The following is a 16367-nucleotide window of genomic DNA, read 5'->3' as shown; positions in this document are numbered from 1 at the left end:
CGGCACTCAGCCGCCGGCGAGGACCAGGGCCCAGAAGCGCTTGTAGCGAGTGCCCGGCGCATCGACGCGGGCGATGCCGACGCGCTTCAGTTGCGGCATCAGCATGTTCTTGTTGTGCTCCGGCGAAGACTTCCAGCGCGCCAGCACCTCGTCGAAGGTGTTCGAGCCTGCACTGAGATTCTCCGCCGCGTAGGCGCGGCCGAAGCCCGCCTCCGCCATGCGTGCATCGAAGGTGCCGCCGATCTCGTGGCTGAGACGGCCGGCCTTCGCATTGGAAGCCGCCTGATACGACGCGGCCCGGATCAGGCTGGTGTCGATCACCACCGGCCCGAGACCGTGCTGTGCCCGGTAGCGTGAGATGGCGGCGGCCGCTGCCTGCTCATCGAGGATCACGACGCTGGTCGGCGTATCGGGACCGAGGAGGGTAGGTGCGCTGCAACCGGCCAAAGTGACCGCGACGGATGCGGCCACGACGTAAGCGAAGGCGCGTGAGGATAACTTGGGCATCGGCTCATGGGCTCGGGCGGGATCGGCTCGATGCTTTTCCCGGTTCCATGCCCCTTGCGGCCCCATGCGGCGAAAACGCGGCATCGGTGCCACGCCGATCCGTTCGCTCGTCACCGTGGCATGCTGGGCACGCCCCGGCTCAGATCCGTGTACCCGGATCGCGTAACGGCGCACCGCAGCGCCATCCGGTGATGCGATAGTCCGGATGCGTCCCGACCCAGCGCGCCAGCTGCGGCTGTGCCACGTGGTGGCAGGCACGCGCGTCGGCGACGTCGAGGGCGAGCCGCCGCGCTTCGCAGGTGTCCGGCGCGTTGGTCATGCAGGCTGTGAAGTAGAGGAAGAAAAACCCCGGCATCGTTCACCCTCCGCAAGCCTTGACCGACGACACGAGCATCTTCCGGCCGGTTGCGTTCGATGAGCTTAGGATTCCCACAAGCGAAAGCGAGCCGGCGCAACGTCGCCGCCGCGGGCAGGCGGGACCTTGGGGACGCGAAGTCCTTGCAACACAATGCAGATTGTCGGGGAATAAAAATGGCGCGGGCGACGGGACTCGAACCCGCGACCTCCGGCGTGACAGGCCGGCACTCTAACCAACTGAGCTACGCCCGCGTGGCGTGGAAAGCGATCCGCACAAGACACGTTTCGCGTCGCGCGAGATCGGACTTTCGGAATGGTAGGCTTGTAAATGGCGCGGGCGACGGGACTCGAACCCGCGACCTCCGGCGTGACAGGCCGGCACTCTAACCAACTGAGCTACGCCCGCGTGGCGTCCCGCCTCGTCTCCGCTGCGGTGTCGGGGGTGTATGTTCGGCCGCCCGGGCTGTCAAGCAGCCTGCGGCGGCATCCCGCAAGATCGTTCGAGCGTACACGTGACCGCTTCTGTGGCCCCCTCCGGACGAAGCCGACGTCGCGCCTCGATCGAGGGCAGGGAACACCGGAGCTGCCCCGCGGCTTGTCCGAGCGTCGAACCCGTGTGGGAGGTGCCCGTGTTTCGTGTCCTCCGCACCTTGGGCCTCGCACTGGGCGTGCTTGCGGGCATCGTTGGGGCGCAGGGACCTGAGTTCGCTCAGCAGTATGGCCAGCGGTTGGCTGGGACCGTCGAGGAGTTGCGCCGCGTGGTCGCCGGGTTCGAAGCCGATGCACAGGCGACGGGACATACCCGTGACAGTGCCATTGCGCGGCTGCGCGGCGATTCCGATGCTCTTGTTTCTCGACGTGGGGCAGCCGCGCGCGCGGATCTCGACCGGCTCGCCACCCTAACGGCACGCCGCGCCGCCCTCGACACCGCCGGTGGTTCTCTCGGCCGACTTGCGGCCCTGATCCGCGACCCCGACCTCCATCTCGCGCGGGCGACCTACGAGGACTATCGCCCCGCGATCCCGACGACCGCCGATGGCTTGGTGGCCGGGCTCCTCGGGTTCCTCGCCGCGTGGGCGGGATGGCGGGTTCTGTGCGACTTCGGGCGGCGTCTGATCTATCGACCGTCCGTCTCGGTCACGGCCTGAACCGTGTCCGCCAGGGCACAGGTGTTGCACGGCATCTACAGCCCGACCAGGACGAGTGCACTACGACTGGCGCCGTAGCGCGCGGGTCAACTCGTGGCGCCGGTTCACGGTCGACAGTCGCAATCATGGCGCGTGCGTCCCACCCTTCTGTCGATCCGGCCCTCGATGCCGCCGCGCTCCTGCGGCGCATCGGGTTCTTCGGCCTGTTCGTCCTCGTGCCGGTGACGACGCAGATGGGTCGCCGCGCGGCCGTCATTCTGGCGCCCATCGCCGTGGTGCTGCTGGTGCTGGCCAGCGCCATCGACGGCAAATCCGGGCCGTGGAGGCCAGCCGCCGGGCGCCTGCTGCGGATGCCGGCCTTCCTCGCCGGGCTCCTCGTCATCCTGTGGGCGGCTCTGTCCCTGGTGTGGACGCCGTTCCTCGATCTTGCCGCCGAGCGGTTGCTCAACCTGATCGCGACGATCCTTCTGACCTTCGCGGGCTATCTCGCCCTGCCGGAGCGGATGCGTTCGGCCAACCTCTACCTCCTGCCCGTGGGCACCGCGGCCGCCGCCCTCGTGGCGATTCTGCTCGGCCTGTTCGGGCATCGTCTCCCAGGAACGCCAACGGAGATCGATGGAACTCTGGACCGTGGATTGACGCTTCTCGCGCTCCTGGTCTGGCCGGCCGTGGCGTGGCTGCGCTCGCGCGGGCGCGACCTCGAATCTCTAGGCCTCGCGCTCCTCGTGGCCGTGGCCCTGGTGGTTTCGCCGAACGCGCTTCAACTCGCAGCCTTGGCGGCGGGCGCCGCCGCCTTCGCCCTCACCAGTCTCCGGCCGTTCCTCGGCGTACGCGTTGCAAGCCTCGGTGCGGCAGCCCTCTTGGTGGGGGCGCCTCTGCTGCCGTTCCTCGCTCGACCCGTCGCCTCGACCCTGCTCGGCCCGGCTTCGCCCGGCGCCCTGTCGCTCAAGACCTGGCAGAAGATCGTCACCACGGAGCCGTTGCGCCTCGTCACGGGGCACGGTTTCGAGACGGCGCTGCGGGGCAGGATCGTTAATCTCCTCCCGGCCAATGCGCCCACCACGCTGCTGTTCGAGTTGTGGTACGAACTGGGCGTCGTCGGCGCAGTCGCCGCGGCGTTCGCGCTTCAGGCCGCGATCCGCCGCAGCGGACGGGGGACGCCCGTCCTCGTCCCCGGCGCCATGGCGGCCTTCGCCGCCGCATTCACCATCACCTGTATCGGTGTCGGCCTGACGGTGATGTGGTGGCTCACCACCCTGACGGTCGTGATCCTGGCCTTCGTCGCCGTGGCACGCGGCCAGTTCCGCACCCGCCGCCCGAAGGCGAGCCAGATCGGTCACCCGGAGACCCTTTGAGCCTCCGGCGCGGCGCCTGTTTCTTAGGCCACCGCTCCGGGCTCAACCGTCGGAACGTGCCTCGATGCCGGCCATGTCGTCGTCCGACAGGCCGAAATGGTGCCCGATCTCGTGGACGAGGACATGGGTGACGAGGTGCCCGAGGGTTTCCTCGTGCTCGGCCCAATAATCGAGTAAGGGCCGACGGTAGAGCCAGATCTGGTTTGGCATCTGGCCGGTCGTGAAGTCGCCCGATTGCGCCAGTCCGATGCCCCGGAACAGGCCGAGCAGATCGAATTCGCTGGCGCAGTCCATCTCGATCAGAGTGTCGTCGTCGGGAAAGTCGTCGACATGGATGACGATCCCAGGGCAAAGGGCACGAAACGCAGCCGGGAGATCTACGAACGCCGCATGAGCGAGCGCTTCGATGTCGTCCAGGGACGGAGCATGACGTTCGGCCCAAGGCTCTTGCCGTGTGTCCTCTTGCCGTGTGTCCCCCTGCCGCGTGTCCTCCAGACTCTGGTCGTCCTGCAGGCCGCTCACCGGATCACCGGTAGGACGCGGTGCGTGAGGAAGCCCGCGAGATCGCTCGTGATGTGGTCGATATGCGCTTCCTGCACCGCTTCCTGCTCGAACGCCTCCCGGAACGGATCGAGGGTTCGGGGCACGACCAACACCGTCGCCATGCCGATCTCATGCGGCACTACGAGATTGCGGGCGATGTCCTCGAACAGAACCGAACGGCGCGGATCGACCCCGTGGCGGAGGAGAAAACGCTCATAGGTCGAGCGTTCGGGTTTGGGCACGAAATCCGCGTCGGCGATATCGAACACGTCTTCGAAATGGTCGAGAATTCCGAGTTTTCGCGCCACGCTCTCGGCGTGCCGACGCGATCCATTGGTGAGGATGAGCTTGCGGCCGGGCAACTCGGCGATGGCGGCCCCCAGGGCCGGGTCGAGGCTGATGCTCGAATGGTCGATGTCGTGAGCGAAATCGAGAAAATCGTGCGGATCGATGGCCGCCTCGATCATCAGCGCTTTCAGGGTGGTGCCATAGCGATGGTAGAAATACTTCTGCAGGGCACGCGCCGAGAGCCCATCGAGACCGTAGAGGCGCATCACGTAGAGGGTGATCCGCTCGTCCACCTGTGGCCAAACCCGTGCGTCGCTCGGGTAGAGCGTATTGTCGAGATCGAACACCCAGGTGTCGACATGATCGAACCCACGGGATCGGACGGAGGTGAAATGGTTTTCGCCGGGAAGGAACAAGGCGCTTCGACTTAAGGGTTGGGCCGGATGATCCGGCCGGGACGGCTAAGATGGGGCATGGCGCCGAAATTGGAAGCGCCAAGGTTCGCCAATGGCCCGAATGGTGCATTACGGTCTGATATGGGACAGGGCCATTGTTCACCCTGGAATCTATCGAAGCCTCGTACGTCGAGTTTGTCTTCGACTTGCGCATTCGCGCGCCAAGGATGCTGTTTATTTCGTCACCACCTTCCTGTATTCGCTCATGGACACGAAGACCAAACCCCTGTCTAGCGTTTGTCGATCCGGCGCAAATGGGTAGGCTTGGCGCTGTTTTTAAACATTCATATACGACCCCAGTCTTATGTTGGGTTCAGCCCGTCTCACGACGATCCCAATCGACACGTCGAACCCTTTGGGAGGGATGCATTGCTCGCCCAAGATTTTCGGAGCTTCTTCAACGCGTCGCGACGTGAGGGCGTGATCCTGTCGTTCGGCGGTGATCTCTCGGAGAACGTTCTTTTTTCCCTCGGGGAAGTGCTGAAATTGCGCATGGGCCAGGATGCGACGCATTCGAGTGTCACGAAGCGCGTCTTCGGTATCTTCGTCGAGCAGGCGCAGAACATCATCCGCTACTCGGCCGACAAGGTCGCCGAGCCAACGGGTTCCCGCGGTCTGATCAGCGCCGGCATGATCGTCGTCGGGGTCGCTGGCGAGCGGTTCTACGTGGTGTGCGGCAACGAGGTCCCGGACGGCGATGTCCCGACCCTGCGCGCGCGCCTCGATCACTTGACCACGATGACAGGTGACGAGTTGAAGGCGTTCTACCGTGAGAAACTCCGTCAGCCGCCCGACGAGGGAAGCCTCGGCGGTAGTATCGGCCTCATCGAGATCGCCCGCCGGTCGAGCGCGCCCGTCGAGTACGATTTCCAGGAACTCGGCGATGGGCGGAGCTTCTTCTGCCTCAAAGCCTACATCTGAACGGCGCCGGACCGATGGATACCATCCGCCTTCCCGCGACCGAGCGGTCGCCGCGCATCGATTTCAATTTCGGGCGCGGCCACCTCGCCTTGCGCGGCGAATCCTATCCCGAGGACGCCGCGGCGTTCTACGGACCGCTTCTTCAGGCCCTCCGGGGATATCTCGCCGAGGCCGCCACCGATCCCATCGTGTTCGAAGTCGGGCTTGCTTACTTCAATTCCTCGAGTGCCAAGGCGCTCATGAATCTGTTCATGCCCCTGGAGGATGCCGCCGCCGAGGGTCGGCCGGTGACGATCCGCTGGTTCTACGCCGATGGCGACGAGACAATCGCGGAAGCCGGTGAGGATTTCGCCGCCGATTTCTCCCATGCCCGCTTCGAGATGGTCGAGGAGCTCGCATGACGTCGGTGCCCAAGGCCGCGCCCCGTGCCGCCACCGCCCGCCCCGCGAGCGACGCCTTCAGCCTCTACGATGCCGAGGAAGCCGTGATCCGGCAAGCTGAGACGATGCTGGCTGGGCTTTCCGATGCCGCCGCCGGCGTCAACGCCTTGGCGGAAGCGTACCGCCGCGGCTACCGCGAGCAGCAACGTCTCGTCCGCATGAGCGACCGGATGCAACTCGATTTGCAGAAGGCCAATCACTGCCTCGCCGAGCAGCGTCGCGATCTCCAGGCGCTCAACGAGGCGCTCTCCAGGGAGATCGAACACCGCTCGCGCCTCGAAGCCGAACTGCGCCGCCTCGCCGACACCGACGACCTGACGGGTGCCCTGGCCCGGCGGCGCTTCATGGAGATGAGCGTCCGCGCGTGGCAGCGCCATGCGATCGACGGCACGCCGATCACCGTCATGATGCTCGATCTCGACCGCTTCAAGCTCGTGAACGACAGCTTTGGGCACGCCGCCGGTGATGCGGCTCTCGTCGCTTGTGTGGCGGCCTGCCTGGCGAACCTGCGTCCACACGATATCATCGGCCGCACCGGCGGCGAGGAGTTCGCCGTTCTGCTTCCGAACACCGCCCTCGACGCGGCCCTGGCGATCGCCGAACGTCTGCGGGTCGCGGTCGCATCGGCCGCGATCGAGACGCCGGGCGGGACCGTCATCCTGTCCGTCAGCATCGGCGTCGCCGAGGCCCGACCCGGTGAATCCCTCGAAGCCGCCATGCAGCGCGCGGACGCCGCCCTCTATACGGCCAAGGACAGCGGACGCGATCGTGTGCGCAGTGCCCCCGATGCATTGGGCTCCGCCCCCGGTCGACCGATCCGCATGACCCCCGAGGGCCCATGATTCCCGAGGGCATGCCGAGCGCCGAAGCTGCGCCGGTTCGGCGCGGCGGTTCCCTGCGGGGTGCCGGCCCACGCCGTAGCAGCGACTTCCTCGAAGCTGCCGGGTTCACCGATATGCCGCTGGCCGAAAGCGCCGCCGGCCCGACCATGAGGCCCGGATCCCTGCGCGGGTCTGCCCGAGGGCGCGACCTCGACAGTCTCGCCCATACCCTGTTCCTGCGGATCTACCCGGTCATCGCCGTCGTCGTCCTGGTGACGCAGATCGGCATCGCCTGGGTGAACTACAGCGACCAGATCCGGCTCTACACCGAGCGGGCCAAGCTGCTCGCCGCCCTGACCGCAAGTGCCGTCGCTCGGCCAGATTGGAGTACCCGGCCCGAGATCTACCGGCATCAGGTCCAGGCCCTCACCCTGGATCCGGCGTTCCGGGCGGTGGTTCTGCGCAATGCCGCGGGGGCCGTGGTCATGTCGCTGGGTGACATGCCGCGTGGTCGGTCCTGGGACATGGTCGTCGAGCAGGCTGATCTCTCCCTCCCATCCGAGACCAAACCCGTTGGACACCTCACCCTGGCCATCTCGGCCGAGGCGTTGCGCGGCAACGCCGAAAAGCAGGCGATTCTGGCCCTCGTGACCAGTCTCATCCTGATGCTCGCCTTCGTGTTGACCCTCCACGCCAATGTACGGGCGCACGTTCTAGTACCCCTCAAGCGCCTGCTCCTCGCCATGCGCGAGGTCGAGCACAAGAACTGGGTCACCGTCGAATCCGGTGCCCGTTTCAGGGCCAGCAACGAAATCGACGTGATCTCTCAGGCGTTCAACCGCATGGTCGAGGGTCTGCGAACGGGCGACGAAGCGAAGCGGCTGCTACAGGAACTCGAGACGGCGCATGCCAAGCTCGCCGAGGCCAACGGCCTCGTCATGGAGAGTATCGGCTACGCACGACGCATCCAGAGTTCGGTTTTGCCCGACCGCGCGGCGCTCGTGAGCACCGGCCTCGAGGTCGGGGTCCTGTGGGAACCGCTTCACGTCGTCGGCGGCGACTACTTTTGGCTCGAGAACATCGACGGGCTCGGCATCATCGTGGTGGCGGATTGTACCGGTCACGGCGTCCCGGGGGCCTTCCTCACCCTCATCGTCGCCACGGCCCTCGACCGCATCCTGCACGAGCGGCGCCTGCGCGACCCCGTCGAGGTGCTGCGTGCCCTCGACTCCATGGTCCGGGTGCAATTGCGCCAGGACGGTCGGGGCGCGGTTTCCGATGACGGCCTCGATTGCGGGATTTGCATCTGGGATCGGCAAACCGCGACCCTGCGCTTCGCCGGGGCCGGCCTCTCCCTCACGAGTGTCACGGATGGGACCGTCACGCGCATCCGCGGCGCGAAGAACGGCCTCGGCTATCCTCGGCGGGCAGGGGAAATCTTTGCGGTGGACGAGATCGTCGTCCAGACCTCGGTGGAGACGACGTTCTACCTCATGACCGACGGGATCACCGACCAGATGGGCGGAGAGCGGCGTCGACTGCTCGGTCATCGTGGGGTCGCCGACATCCTCATGGCGCGATCGCATGACGGCCTCGGCGATCAGGTTGCGGCCCTGCAGCAGGCTCTTGCCAATTACCGTGGCAGCGAAGCGCGCCGGGACGACATGACTCTGGTGGCGTTTCGACCGATCCCGCAATCGCGGCCCGCGTGACCGCCCTCGTCCCGGTTCGCCCTGCCGGGCGAACCGGGTCACGGTGTCAGCTCCGGCGGATCAGGGTCCCGGCACCGTAATCGGTGAACAGTTCCAAGAGCACGGCGTGGCTGACCTTGCCATCGAGGATGACGACCGCCTCGACGCCCTGCTCCAGGGCGTAGATACAGGTCTCGACCTTCGGGATCATGCCGCCCGTGATGGTGCCGTCGGCGATGAGCCGGCGGCAATCCTCCAGAGTGAGTTCGGGGATCAGCTTCTTGTCCTTGTCGAGAACGCCCGGTACGTCGGTGAGCAGCAGCAGGCGCTTGGCCCGCAGCGCCCCCGCGATGGCGCCCGCGAAGGTGTCGGCGTTGACGTTGTAGGTCTGTCCGTCGGCGCCGAAGGCTACAGGGGCGAGGACCGGGATGAGTTCGGCCTTGAGCACCGCATCGAGGACGCCGCGCTCGACGTGATCCGGTTCGCCGACGAGGCCGAGATCGACCTCTTGCTCGGTCTGGCTCTCGGGATCGATGATGGTGCGTGTGGCCTTCTTGGCCCGCACCATATTGCCATCCTTGCCGCACAGGCCGATGGCCCGTCCGCCCTCGGCTGAGATCCAGCCGACGATCTGTTTGTTGATGGAGCCGGCCAGGACCATCTCGACCACCTCGACGGTGGCCTCGTCGGTGACCCGCAAGCCGCCCTTGAACTCGGACTCGATGCCGAGCCGCCCGAGCATCCGGCCGATCTGCGGGCCGCCGCCGTGGACCACGATGGGCTTGAGGCCGGACTGCTCCAAGAGCACGATGTCCTCGGCGAAATCCTCCGCCGCGGCACGGTCGCCCATGGCGTGGCCGCCATACTTGATAACCACGATCTCCTGGTCGTAGCGCTGCATATGCGGCAGGGCCTGAACCAGGACTTCGGCACGCACGTGCACGTTCGGCAACGGGTCTTTCATCGTGGGGCTCGTTCCTCGATGCGTGCCGGGCGGTCGTGCACGGCGCCGGGCTTCTACCGCAGGCATGTGACCCTGCGAAGCAGGCAGCGGGCAATTTTTGCGCCCAGCCACGCGGCAGCGGGCGCAACCGCCGGTCTGTCCGTCAGATGACGGCCTCGATCAGGCCGAGGCCGCGGGCCTCTTCGGCCTCGATGTACCAGTTCGAGGGGGCGCGGGTCAGCACTTCGTCGAGGCTCACCGTCGATCCCGCGACGAGGTTGGCGAACCCTTCGTTCTGGATCTCGATGGAGCATTCGAGTTCGTGCAGGGCCGCCGTCACCGTGGCGATGCAGGTGGTGAGCGGACCGTCGATGTGCAGCTTCTTCGAGATCTTGCGCTCGTGGATCATCAGGCGGGTGCCGCGCGTCAGGTAGCGGTTGGAGCGGGCGAAGAAGCTCATGAAGGTGGTGCCGGCCGAGTAGATCGCTGCTTTTCCGAGAAAGACGATCCGCCGGTGCGGATCGACCTCGCTGGCGAAGCGGATGTCCTCGCCCATCATCCGAGCCACTTCCGGATCACCGCCGAGGGTCGAGAGTTCGACCACGACGAAATCCTGATCCGACGCCGCATCGAACTGCTGGCGGAAATCCTTGTACATCGACTGGTCCACGGGACCGGAGAGCAGGATGGCGGGAGCCTTGAAGGCCGAGGCGGGAAGCGGCGTCGTGTCCATGGTGTCCTTCGGGGGAAACGTCATCGGCCGCGTCCGGGAAGGCGTCGCGGGACCGGCTTGTGAGACGCTCACCGTCCCCCTGGAGTTCCGCGCTCCGATGCGACGACGGGCCGATCTTCATCTGCGGGTGCGACCGCATGCCGAAACACAATCCATCGGACACTCCCGGAAGCGTGATGATTGGAGGGAACTGATTTCCGCCGGAGGCACCGGGCCTTTAACGTCCGCTTAACTTTGAATCGTGATCCTGGGTCCCGTCGATCAGGGACTAAGCCGTTGTCCAACTCCGATTCTTTCACCCCCCGCCAGACCCTGACGAATCCGGGCCTGCTTGCCAGCGCGCTGCACCGGATCGGCACCGAGGCCGCCTCGACGGCCGAGGTCTGGCGCCGTCTCACCGAGCATTACATCGTCGATCTCGACGCCGTGGCGGCGCTGCTGCCGCGCGCCGAGCCCGAGCCTCTCTGGCTTCAGGGCCGGGACTGAGGGTGGCCCAAGCGTCACACACGGGCGCGATGCGTCTCGAGAATCCGCCCCTGGCATACGGTGTGCGTGGGGAGGATGGTCACCAAGACCAATAACCCGAAACCAGATCTTCGAGGAACGCCCCAGACAACAATCACGCGGCCGCTCGAACGCCAGAGCCACTCCGCGGACCTTCTTCGCCATCTCGAACAAGAGGTCCGTCATGTCCGGATTGCTGTCCGTCGCCCTCGTCTGCATGCAAACCATGCTGGTTCAGAACTGCTCCCGCCAAACTGCCCTCGACGTGATCATCGCGCCCGCGAGAACACCGATGGAATGCCTGATCCACGGACAGGCGATGGCGGCGTCGGCCGGGTTGCCCGGAGGCGACGATCGCTACCTCAAGATCACCTGCGAGCGCCGCCACGCCGATCTGCGCCATCTGAGGCGCGCCGGCTACGCGGCAGCCGTTGTCCTGGTCCCCCGCGACGCCATCTGACGCCGAAGGGGCCGATCGCGAACCCGGTCGATCCCCACTTCGTCGCATCACTCGCAGCACGGCTGCTCCGTCGACGCACGGTTTCGGCTGGCGTCGGACGGTCGGCCTACTCAGACGTTCGCCGGCTCGAGCGTGAGGCGATCGCCGGTCCGCAAGGTGCCGCCGGCCACCACCTCTGCGTAGACTCCGCAATCCGTGTGGCCAAGTTGCTGCGACAGGGCGCGGGGGATCGTGAGGTCGCGAATGCCCGTGACCGGATCGACGTTGGTCGCCGCGCAACGCTCCGTGCGTTTGAGAACGCGCAGCGCGACCCCGCCGTGCGTGACGAGCGTGCGCCCGACGAGGTCGAGTTCGGCCCAAGGCGCCAGACCCGAGACGTGGAGATTCGCTCGGAACCGCAGGGGATCGACGGCAGCACCCGTCAGGGTCTCGACCGCCGCGACGCTGGCGAGATTGAGGAGCGAAACGAAGCCACGGGGCGAATCGGTGAAGCGGAAGCCTTCGGGCGCGCCCAGCACCTTGGGCGGGCCGCGTAGGGCGTCGGGCAGGTACCCGGCCAGGAAGCTTTCGATGGCGCCGCGTCCTTCCGCCGTGCCGAGATCACCCTGCGCCACGACGCCGCCATCACCGTGGATCGTCAGGACGTTCGTATGCGCCTCGTAGCGTGCGTCGAGGCGGGCCAGGGCTTCGTGGCGCATGAGCATCAGGAATTTGATCTTGGGCTGATGCACGGGTGCCGCCGGATCGAAGCCGGACGGGCCGTTCTCGACGGCGAACAAACGATCGCCGGGAAAGTAGTCGCCCGCCTCCAGATCGACGCTGTCGAGCCGTTCGGGCGAGAGGCCCTTCACGGGGTAGCGATGGAGAGCGTCGAGGTGCAGTTCGTTCGTCATCGGAAGAGCATGGACCGGTGACGAAGCCGCTTGCAAGGGTCCGGAAGATCCCGCCCCCACTTCGATCCGGACCCCCTTGTGGTGCGTATTTACAACACCACATCCGTGTCACCGGCGGCTGGATGGCGCCGGGGTTCTCGCAGTGAAGGTATGGGACCGGAGCCGGGGAACGACGTCTCGGAACGGCCGCGCCGCCTCATGCGGGCGGGACCGGACCGACACGGGGAGGTCGAAAGAGCATGAATTTCGAGATCTACACCGAACGCGCCCGCGGCTTCGTCCAGTCGGCGCAGACCCTGGCCATGCGCGAGGGTCATCCGCAATTGCAGCCGGGTCACCTCCTGAAGGTGCTTCTCGACGACCCCGAGGGCCTGTGTGCCGGCCTCATCGACCGTGCGGGCGGGCAGTCCCGCGTCGCCCTCGCGCAAGTCGAAATCTGGCTCGGCAAGCAGCCCAAGGTGTCCGGCAATTCGTCCCAGCCGCAGGCGACGCGCGAACTCGTGCGCCTGTTCGACACCGCCGAGAAGGCGGCCGAGAAGGCCGGCGATTCCTACGTCACCGTGGAGCGCCTGCTCCTGGCGCTCGCCGTCGAGAAGGACACCGAGTCCGGCAAGGCGCTCGCCGCCGCGGGCGTGACGCCGGCGTCGCTGAATGGGGCCATCAACGCCCTGCGCAAGGGCCGCACTGCCGACAACGCCACGGCGGAGAACGCTTACGACGCCCTGAAGAAATACGCCCGCGACCTCACGGAAGCCGCCCGCGAAGGCAAGCTCGATCCGGTGATCGGCCGTGACGAGGAGATCCGGCGTACGATCCAGGTCCTGTCCCGGCGCACCAAGAACAATCCCGTGCTCATCGGCGAGCCCGGCGTCGGCAAGACCGCCATCGTCGAGGGGCTCGCCCTACGCATCGTCGACGGCGACGTGCCCGAGAGCTTGAAGGACAAGAGCCTGCTCGCCCTCGACATGGGCTCGCTGATCGCGGGCGCCAAATACCGCGGCGAGTTCGAAGAGCGCCTGAAGGGCGTGCTGTCCGAGGTGACGGCGGCCGAAGGCGGCATCATTCTGTTCATCGACGAAATGCACACCCTCGTGGGCGCCGGAAAGGCCGACGGGGCGATGGATGCCTCGAACCTCCTAAAGCCCGCCCTGGCACGGGGCGAACTGCACTGCGTCGGCGCAACAACCCTCGACGAGTACCGCAAGCACGTCGAGAAGGACGCCGCCCTGGCGCGGCGCTTCCAGCCCGTCTTCGTGTCCGAGCCCACCGTGGAGGATACGGTCTCGATCCTGCGCGGCATCAAGGAGAAGTACGAGCAGCACCACGGCGTGCGTATCCAGGATGCGGCGTTGGTCGCGGCCGCCACCCTGTCGAACCGCTACATCACCGACCGTTTCCTTCCCGATAAGGCCATCGACCTCATGGACGAGGCGGGCTCGCGCCTGCGCATGCAGGTCGATTCGAAGCCCGAGGAACTCGACAATATCGACCGCGAGATCGTGCGCCGGAAGATCGAGGGCGAGGCCCTGAAGAAGGAGACCGACACCGCCTCCCGCGACCGCCTCGTGCGGCTGGAAAAGGAGTTGGCCGATCTTGAGGAGCAATCCTCGGCCATCACCTCGCGCTGGAAGGCGGAGAAGGACAAGCTCGGGGCAGCGGCCGACCTGAAGAAGAAGCTCGACGAGGCCCGCACGGAACTCGCCAACGCCCAGCGCCAGGGTCAATACCAGCGCGCCGGCGAACTCGCCTACGGCGTGGTGCCGGGCCTGGAGAAGCAGCTCGCCGAGATCGAGGCGGCGGCCGAGTCCGCGGTCAGCCGCGACGGCATGGTCGAAGAGGCGGTGACCCCTGCCCACATCGCCGGGGTTGTCTCGCGCTGGACCGGCGTGCCCGTGGACAAGATGCTGGAGGGCGAGCGCGACAAGCTGCTCGCCATGGAATCGGCTCTGGCGAAGCGCGTCGTCGGCCAGCGCGAGGCGGTGGAGGCGGTCGCGACCGCCGTGCGCCGGGCCCGGGCCGGTCTGCAGGACCCCAACCGGCCCATCGGTTCGTTCATGTTCCTCGGGCCCACGGGCGTCGGCAAGACCGAGCTGACGAAGGCGCTCGCCGGGTTCCTATTCGATGACGACACGGCGCTCGTACGGATCGACATGTCGGAATACATGGAGAAGCACGCCGTTGCCCGCCTCATCGGTGCGCCTCCGGGCTACGTCGGCTACGAGGAGGGAGGGTCCCTCACGGAGGCCGTGCGGCGCCGGCCGTATCAGGTCGTGTTGTTCGACGAGGTCGAGAAGGCGCATCCGGACGTGTTCAACGTCCTCCTGCAGGTGCTCGACGATGGGCGCCTGACGGACGGGCAGGGGCGCACGGTGGACTTCCGCAACACCCTCCTCATCATGACCTCGAACCTTGGCTCCGAGTACCTCGTCAACCAGTCCGAGGGCGATGATACCGATGCCGTGCGCGACGAGGTGATGGGTGTGGTGCGCCATCACTTCCGGCCGGAATTCCTGAACCGGATCGACGAGATCATCCTGTTCCACCGCCTCAAGCGGTCGGAGATGGGCGCCATCGTCGACATCCAGCTCGGGCGTCTCCAGAAGCTTCTGGACGAGCGCAAGATCACCATCGACGTCGAGCCCGATGCCCGCGACTGGCTCGCGGACAAGGGGTACGATCCGGCCTACGGGGCGCGTCCGCTGAAGCGGGTGATCCAGAAGGCGGTACAGGACCGCCTCGCCGAGCAGCTCCTGTCCGGATCGATCCACGACGGCGAATCGGTGCCGGTGCGGCTCGGGCCCCTCGGGTTGACCGTGGGCGATACCCTGGCGGCCGAGACGCGCCCGCAGAACCGCTTGCTGAACTGACACGGATGTGACCGGACCGCCGCTCGCGAGCCGCGGTCCGGTCCGATCCATCCGTTGCATAGCGCGTTGATCCGCGTGGTTAGCGAATTCTTAACGGGTTTGGCCGAAGGCTTGTCCCGGAATCGATGTTCCCGCAGTGGACTATCGCTAGGGGCAGCCAGGCCTTAATCCTGACGGCTACGCTTCAACACGGACGAACGCCATGCGATTCTGCGCCCTTCCCGCACTGATGCTCCTCGCCGGGATGGCGCAGGTGGAGGCCGGGTCGCTTCCGGTCGACGAGACCACCTATGTCGAGAACTCCCTGAACCGCGACGGCCGTCTCGTCGTCGAGCATCGACCCATCGCCCGGACGCCGGGTGGGCGTCAGTCCGGCTCGTCCGCCGAACTCGCCGGCTTCTGCCACGAGGGTGGCATCATCCGCCGCCGGGACGAGTTCGGCCAACCCGTGATTCTGCGTCAGCGCGAAGTCTGCAACAGCGTCGCGCCGCGCACCCTCGCGCCGGGTCAGGTCGATGCCCGTCCGACTTGGCCCGAGGAGCCCGGTTCGCGCCGCCGCGTTCTGCGGGTGAAGGGCTGACGAAAAGGGTCCTGCCTCTCCGTCGTCTCGTGCCGAAGCTGGGTGAGCTTTCGGGAAGTACGTCCTCAGCCGTAGCGATGCAGGCTCGATCCATTGCACTTGAGCCAGCGTTCCGCCTCCTCGACATGCGGGCAGATGGCGCCGACGAGACTCCAGAACCGGGCCGAGTGATTCATCTCCTTCAGGTGCGCCATCTCGTGGGCGACGAGGTAGTCGAGTACCAGCGGCGGGGCCAGGATCAGCCGCCACGAGAAATTGAGGGCCCCCTGGGCCGTGCATGAACCCCAGCGGCTGCGGGTGTCGCGCACGGTGATGCGCGTCGGCGCTTGTCCGATGGCTCCCCCATAGCTCTTCACGGCCGCGGTCAGATCCCGGCGCGCTTCCCGTTCGAGGAAATCGCCGATGCGCCGGGCGATGTGCGGTGCCTCGCAGGCAACGGTGATCACGGGATCGTCCGCCGTCGCCTCGACCCGCGTCAGGCCGCCCGTCGACGACCGGTGAACGATGCGATGGGGGATGCCGCGCAGGGGAAGCACCGCGCCATCCACGAAGGCGATTCGCTCCGGCAGCTTGGCCAGCCGCAGGGCGATCCAGCCGCTATGGCTGATCGCGAATTTCTGCGCCACCGCCAGCGAGGTCCGCGCCGGTAGGGTCATCACCACCTCACCGGTGGCGCTCGACACGCGCAGCGTCAAGCGACGCGCCGTCGGTCGACGCCGCAGGGCGATGCGGAAGGTCTCACCCTCGTGGGCGATATCGAGATGGTCCGGGTCCGGCCCGCGCAGCAGCGCCAATCGCATGCTGGCAGCTTAGCGGTGCCGCCGCCGCGCCGCCATCGTCGGGAGGGCGAATTGCTGGGGG

At 66.7% G+C, this 16367-nt stretch carries 18 protein-coding genes and 2 tRNA genes; 10 read left to right on the top strand and 10 right to left on the bottom strand.

The window, feature by feature from the left end; all coding sequences use genetic code 11:
• Positions 1 to 6 precede the first annotated feature (6 nt).
• The 4 genes from ASF25_RS08375 to ASF25_RS08360 form a co-directional block, all read right to left on the bottom strand.
• Positions 7 to 507 (bottom strand): CAP domain-containing protein, encoded by a 501-nt coding sequence (locus ASF25_RS08375; RefSeq protein ID WP_056176052.1) that lies wholly within the window; start codon positions 505 to 507, stop codon positions 7 to 9.
• 139 nt (positions 508 to 646) lie between these two features.
• Positions 647 to 862 carry a hypothetical protein gene (locus ASF25_RS08370; protein WP_056267845.1) on the bottom strand — a complete coding sequence of 72 codons (216 nt, stop codon included), beginning with the start codon at positions 860 to 862 and terminating at the stop codon, positions 647 to 649.
• A gap of 177 nt (positions 863 to 1039) precedes the next feature.
• Positions 1040 to 1116 (bottom strand) — tRNA-Asp (locus ASF25_RS08365).
• 77 nt (positions 1117 to 1193) lie between these two features.
• Positions 1194 to 1270: transfer RNA gene (locus ASF25_RS08360), tRNA-Asp, on the bottom strand.
• Positions 1271 to 1493: 223 nt separating this feature from the next.
• Between ASF25_RS08360 and ASF25_RS08355 the strand changes: the two genes are divergently transcribed.
• Together ASF25_RS08355 and ASF25_RS08350 are read left to right on the top strand one after the other, a co-directional pair.
• Positions 1494 to 2012 carry a DUF2937 family protein gene (locus ASF25_RS08355; protein ID WP_056304569.1) on the top strand — a complete coding sequence of 173 codons (519 nt, stop codon included), beginning with the start codon at positions 1494 to 1496 and terminating at the stop codon, positions 2010 to 2012.
• A 125-nt stretch (positions 2013 to 2137) separates the two neighbouring features.
• Positions 2138 to 3367 (top strand): hypothetical protein, encoded by a 1230-nt coding sequence (locus ASF25_RS08350; RefSeq protein WP_056304329.1) that lies wholly within the window; start codon positions 2138 to 2140, stop codon positions 3365 to 3367.
• Between the two features lie 42 nt (positions 3368 to 3409).
• Here ASF25_RS08350 and ASF25_RS08345 read toward each other — a convergent pair whose 3' ends face one another.
• Together ASF25_RS08345 and ASF25_RS08340 are read right to left on the bottom strand one after the other, a co-directional pair.
• Positions 3410 to 3784, bottom strand: coding sequence for a metallopeptidase family protein (locus ASF25_RS08345; protein WP_244472979.1), 375 nt, complete (start codon positions 3782 to 3784; stop codon positions 3410 to 3412).
• Between the two features lie 101 nt (positions 3785 to 3885).
• Positions 3886 to 4614 (bottom strand): pyrimidine 5'-nucleotidase, encoded by a 729-nt coding sequence (locus ASF25_RS08340; protein ID WP_056304328.1) that lies wholly within the window; start codon positions 4612 to 4614, stop codon positions 3886 to 3888.
• A 408-nt stretch (positions 4615 to 5022) separates the two neighbouring features.
• Here ASF25_RS08340 and ASF25_RS08335 point away from each other — a divergent pair, with 408 nt between their 5' ends.
• The 4 genes from ASF25_RS08335 to ASF25_RS08320 are packed head-to-tail and all read left to right on the top strand — an operon-like array spanning position 5023 to position 8547.
• Positions 5023 to 5574, top strand: a complete 552-nt coding sequence (locus tag ASF25_RS08335; RefSeq protein WP_056176063.1) for a SiaB family protein kinase — start codon at positions 5023 to 5025, stop codon at positions 5572 to 5574.
• A gap of 14 nt (positions 5575 to 5588) precedes the next feature.
• A complete protein-coding gene (locus ASF25_RS08330) occupies positions 5589 to 5975 on the top strand; it encodes a DUF1987 domain-containing protein (RefSeq protein ID WP_056304327.1) in 387 nt (128 codons plus the stop codon).
• Positions 5972 to 6856 carry a diguanylate cyclase gene (locus tag ASF25_RS08325; RefSeq protein ID WP_056304326.1) on the top strand — a complete coding sequence of 295 codons (885 nt, stop codon included), beginning with the start codon at positions 5972 to 5974 and terminating at the stop codon, positions 6854 to 6856. The genes ASF25_RS08330 and ASF25_RS08325 overlap by 4 nt, the downstream gene beginning before the upstream one ends.
• A gap of 11 nt (positions 6857 to 6867) precedes the next feature.
• Positions 6868 to 8547, top strand: a complete 1680-nt coding sequence (locus ASF25_RS08320; protein ID WP_082502585.1) for a SpoIIE family protein phosphatase — start codon at positions 6868 to 6870, stop codon at positions 8545 to 8547.
• A gap of 46 nt (positions 8548 to 8593) precedes the next feature.
• On the opposite strand, the gene argB is transcribed toward ASF25_RS08320, so the two are convergent.
• Both argB and ASF25_RS08310 read right to left on the bottom strand, forming a co-directional pair.
• Positions 8594 to 9490, bottom strand: a complete 897-nt coding sequence (gene argB, locus ASF25_RS08315; RefSeq protein ID WP_056176076.1) for an acetylglutamate kinase — start codon at positions 9488 to 9490, stop codon at positions 8594 to 8596.
• Between the two features lie 142 nt (positions 9491 to 9632).
• The gene (locus ASF25_RS08310) at positions 9633 to 10202 is read right to left on the bottom strand and encodes a hypothetical protein (protein WP_056176230.1); all 570 of its coding nucleotides are present in this window, start codon (positions 10200 to 10202) and stop codon (positions 9633 to 9635) included.
• 276 nt (positions 10203 to 10478) lie between these two features.
• On the opposite strand from ASF25_RS08310, the gene ASF25_RS08305 reads away from it, so the two are divergent.
• Positions 10479 to 10688 carry a hypothetical protein gene (locus ASF25_RS08305; RefSeq protein WP_056176079.1) on the top strand — a complete coding sequence of 70 codons (210 nt, stop codon included), beginning with the start codon at positions 10479 to 10481 and terminating at the stop codon, positions 10686 to 10688.
• Positions 10689 to 10890: 202 nt separating this feature from the next.
• Positions 10891 to 11166: a hypothetical protein gene (locus tag ASF25_RS08300; protein ID WP_056304324.1), complete on the top strand. Its 276-nt coding sequence runs from the start codon at positions 10891 to 10893 to the stop codon at positions 11164 to 11166.
• 110 nt (positions 11167 to 11276) lie between these two features.
• Here the strand turns inward: ASF25_RS08300 and ASF25_RS08295 are convergent, their stop codons facing one another.
• The gene (locus tag ASF25_RS08295) at positions 11277 to 12059 is read right to left on the bottom strand and encodes an MOSC domain-containing protein (RefSeq protein ID WP_056304323.1); all 783 of its coding nucleotides are present in this window, start codon (positions 12057 to 12059) and stop codon (positions 11277 to 11279) included.
• A 239-nt stretch (positions 12060 to 12298) separates the two neighbouring features.
• Between ASF25_RS08295 and clpB the strand changes: the two genes are divergently transcribed.
• Positions 12299 to 14926, top strand: a complete 2628-nt coding sequence (gene clpB, locus ASF25_RS08290; RefSeq protein WP_056304322.1) for an ATP-dependent chaperone ClpB — start codon at positions 12299 to 12301, stop codon at positions 14924 to 14926.
• A gap of 202 nt (positions 14927 to 15128) precedes the next feature.
• Positions 15129 to 15506 (top strand): hypothetical protein, encoded by a 378-nt coding sequence (locus ASF25_RS08285; protein WP_056304321.1) that lies wholly within the window; start codon positions 15129 to 15131, stop codon positions 15504 to 15506.
• A 65-nt stretch (positions 15507 to 15571) separates the two neighbouring features.
• On the opposite strand, the gene ASF25_RS08280 is transcribed toward ASF25_RS08285, so the two are convergent.
• Positions 15572 to 16306 carry a SprT family zinc-dependent metalloprotease gene (locus ASF25_RS08280; RefSeq protein ID WP_056304320.1) on the bottom strand — a complete coding sequence of 245 codons (735 nt, stop codon included), beginning with the start codon at positions 16304 to 16306 and terminating at the stop codon, positions 15572 to 15574.
• Between the last annotated feature and the right edge of the window lie 61 nt (positions 16307 to 16367).

The organism is Methylobacterium sp. Leaf100 (assembly GCF_001422845.1).
In the GTDB taxonomy this organism is placed as follows: domain Bacteria; phylum Pseudomonadota; class Alphaproteobacteria; order Rhizobiales; family Beijerinckiaceae; genus Methylobacterium.
The sequence above is the reverse complement of the archived record's forward strand: the minus strand, read 5'-3'. Positions and strand labels throughout refer to the sequence as shown.